Consider the following 3006-nt stretch of genomic DNA (forward strand, 5'->3'; position numbering starts at 1 on the left):
GCGCGATAGATCGCGATAACAGTTTGTAAATATGTAATGAGAGGATTGCAAAAAAACCGCACCGGATATATGGCTTGATAGCGCCATAGGCCGGTGCGGGCGAGTGGTGCGTCAACTGATCGAGTCAGGACGTCGTGTAGGTAATAGCGCTGTTCATGGTCGCTATAGTTCGGTGCGAGCCTATTAATGGCTCTGACGGACTTGAGGTCGGAGGAACGAGCCGAAGAGCAAGAAACCGTTGCACAGGCTGATGCTATTACGGCTTTTGCAAGAAGAAAAGTAGCCTTCGTTAAATAAAGTGATGTAGTGGTATACAACTTTTGGCTGATACCTGATTTTGCTGCAAAAAAAACCCGGCTATGGGAAGCAGTCGGGATAGACCGTTTGCCATACCAGGTTGAAGCGGTCGCGGGGAAGCAACCAAAAATCGATTTTTTGGCGTTTCTGACAGGTTGTGGTTCGAGGTCGCCTGTAGCAGTCGAAAAGGGGGCGCGGCCGTCTTGCTTAGCCGTGTTAACGCATGTTAACGACAAGCTGCGCGAAAAATGAAGGCCTTGGCCTAAATAAATTTTGGACAGTTGGGAAGGAGATCGACGATTCATGACCATTCCTCCCCTTCGAGGCACTCGGCCTGGAGAAGAGCGATGTTGATCAGGCTGCGGCGGCCGACCTTCAGGACCGGGATGTAGCCACGACGGACATGGCCTTCGATGGTGTCGAGGGACATCCCGGAAAGCTGGGAGAAGCGCTCTCTGGTCATGACCGGCACGATCGGTGGGACCTGGGGCGTTTTGCTTGCTTCCATTGTCGTAAGCCGCCTTTATTCGTCTGTGTTAGGCTTTTTATGTATCAAGAACGTAGCATGTACATTCGTACAACTTGATACGATCTTACACAGTGTAGGAACGTACATCAATGGAAGAAGGCAAGAAGATACGTGCCATAAGAGAACTTTTTGGAATAAGCAGAAAGGACTTCAGTGAACGTATTGGAATAAGCGTGAATACGATCACCAGCATCGAGTTGGAGCGCATGAAATGCTCCATAGAGGTGTTGCGTGCCGTGCAGCGTTCCTACCCTCAGTTTCGGAAATGGCTCAACGAGATACCGCTAGAGGAAGGGGATGGCCAGACGTCGCCGGAGATAGAGGAAGCAAGAGATCGGCTCAAGCCGACCGGAACGGATACCGAGTCGCGAAGCGAGTAGCGGAACGCTGGTATCGGGGAACAGGGAATTAGTGTTGGGTGGGGGCAGGGACATGAATGATAGAGTCGCACTGACGAATGAGGCGGTATTTGCTGAGCTAGAAGGAATCATTGATAAAGGATTTGAAAAAGATCTGATTCCTTCAAAAATAAGAGATATATCAGCTTGGTATCTGCTAACTGTAGCTGAAGACCTTGCAAGATTCTCGGTTGCAAAAGATGCTGTAGAGTTTAAAGATTCGCTGCTAATATTTTTTGATCAATTGAAGTATTCGTTAAAGCATTCGCTGCTGTTGGTGCTAGAAAACAGTGAGAATAGCGGAGTTAAACTTCCGGAAAAGGTTTATCCATTATTTTATAGAAAGTCTTCAGCCTTAATAATGGCAGGTCTTGAATATGAGAGGCTACACAGGATTGTATTGGGATGTTACGAAAATCGAGTGAAAGTTGAATTGATCGATGGGGTTTACGAAGTAAAAAATCTCAATGAAAATACTGCAGAATATGTGGCGCTTGAGTATCTGAACCATGGAAAGGGTTCAGAGGTTGACATGTTCAGTGTATTTGTTTATTTGATGCAGGATGAAAATAAAGATAACGATGTGGTTAAATCCATTTGCAGGAATACGCGCATAAAAAAAAGAAAGCCAGTGTATGAATACACACCCGCTTCAATAAAAATGCTATTGAAATATTTACCTCAAAGAGATGAGATAATACCTAGGGATTTCAAGTTCCCTTGGGGGGATGGGTTCGAAACCTTATGTCTTATCAACGCGTTGTGGGTGAGGTGCGCATTTCATGTGCTATCTGTCCACTGTAAGGCGTCCGAAAAAAATATCAAAGGCGGAATGGAAAGTTCAATCCTGTTAAAAATTAATAAAAAGCAGCTTATAAGAGATATAGATATAGTGGCTTCGGTTGGGGATGATAAAATTGAAAAGTTTGTTGATAGCTTAACTTATGGCTTTGGCGTTAAAACGCCGGACCCAGCCTTGCAACCCATCTACTCCACAGGATCTGGCGCGCTGCTTATTCCTAGCATTCTGCTTATGACATCTAATTGCCAGAGAAATGCTCTATCTCTTAGTGCTAGGTTGGATAAAAAGCTCTTCGATAGAAGTAGCCGTTTTTTTGAAATAAAAATGGTGGAGCATATAAGTGAAAAAGTTAGCCATTTAGGGAGGTGTTTTCAAAATCGACATTATTCAGCCAATGGTGACAAGGAAGAAGTAGATCTAGTCGTATTGGATTCTGAGGAAAAATTTTGTCTGATTATAGAGATGAGATGGATGATTCAGCCCGGAGATTATCGTGAGCTAGTTAAAAGACAAAAGGTATGCGACGAGAAAGTGGTTCAGGTAGAAAGGAAGAAAAGGTTTTTTAACAGAAATAAAGTAGAAGTAATGGGCAGTCTAGTCGCTAATGAGACGAGGTTTAATGACTACAGATTTGAAGCTATTGTACTTGTAATGAATTACGGAGGAAAGCAATCTATTGTATCGGAGATACCTGTTGTTAATTCAGATATATTCGAAAAATTAATTAACAATGAGAACAAGTTGGCTGAAGTTTACGAGACTTGCAGATCGTTAAGCTGGCTTCCTAAAGAAGGGGAAGACTTTGAGTATCAAACGGAATCTTTTGAAGTTGGGGGGGAAACGATTCGTTCACCAGCTTTCACAATGAACATAAATGCAGATGAATATGCGTCAAGACTGCGTCAACCAACTGTCAACCGCGTTGACGCTTAGAGACGGGCATTGACGGTTTCGGTTCTCATAACTGGCTGTTTTTACGG

At 44.0% G+C, this 3006-nt stretch carries 4 protein-coding genes; 2 read left to right on the forward strand and 2 right to left on the reverse strand.

Annotated features, from left to right (window positions below; translation table 11 throughout):
* Positions 1-602: hypothetical protein (locus BTW07_RS20070; RefSeq protein WP_208605435.1), on the reverse strand; the 602-nt coding region annotated here is incomplete at its 3' end.
* The gene (locus tag BTW07_RS18285; RefSeq protein ID WP_075571600.1) at positions 599-805 is read right to left on the reverse strand and encodes a DNA-binding protein; all 207 of its coding nucleotides are present in this window, start codon (positions 803-805) and stop codon (positions 599-601) included. The genes BTW07_RS18285 and BTW07_RS20070, both read right to left, overlap by 4 nt.
* Before the next feature lie 110 nt (positions 806-915).
* Here BTW07_RS18285 and BTW07_RS18290 point away from each other — a divergent pair, with 110 nt between their 5' ends.
* Both BTW07_RS18290 and BTW07_RS18295 read left to right on the forward strand, forming a co-directional pair.
* A complete protein-coding gene (locus tag BTW07_RS18290) occupies positions 916-1206 on the forward strand; it encodes a helix-turn-helix domain-containing protein (protein ID WP_075571601.1) in 291 nt (96 codons plus the stop codon).
* Between the two features lie 52 nt (positions 1207-1258).
* On the forward strand, positions 1259-2959 hold the full coding sequence (locus BTW07_RS18295; protein WP_144076970.1) for a hypothetical protein: 1701 nt from the start codon (positions 1259-1261) through the stop codon (positions 2957-2959).
* Positions 2960-3006: the final 47 nt, after the last annotated feature.

Source organism: Salinicola socius (genome assembly GCF_001937195.1).
GTDB lineage: Bacteria > Pseudomonadota > Gammaproteobacteria > Pseudomonadales > Halomonadaceae > Salinicola > Salinicola socius.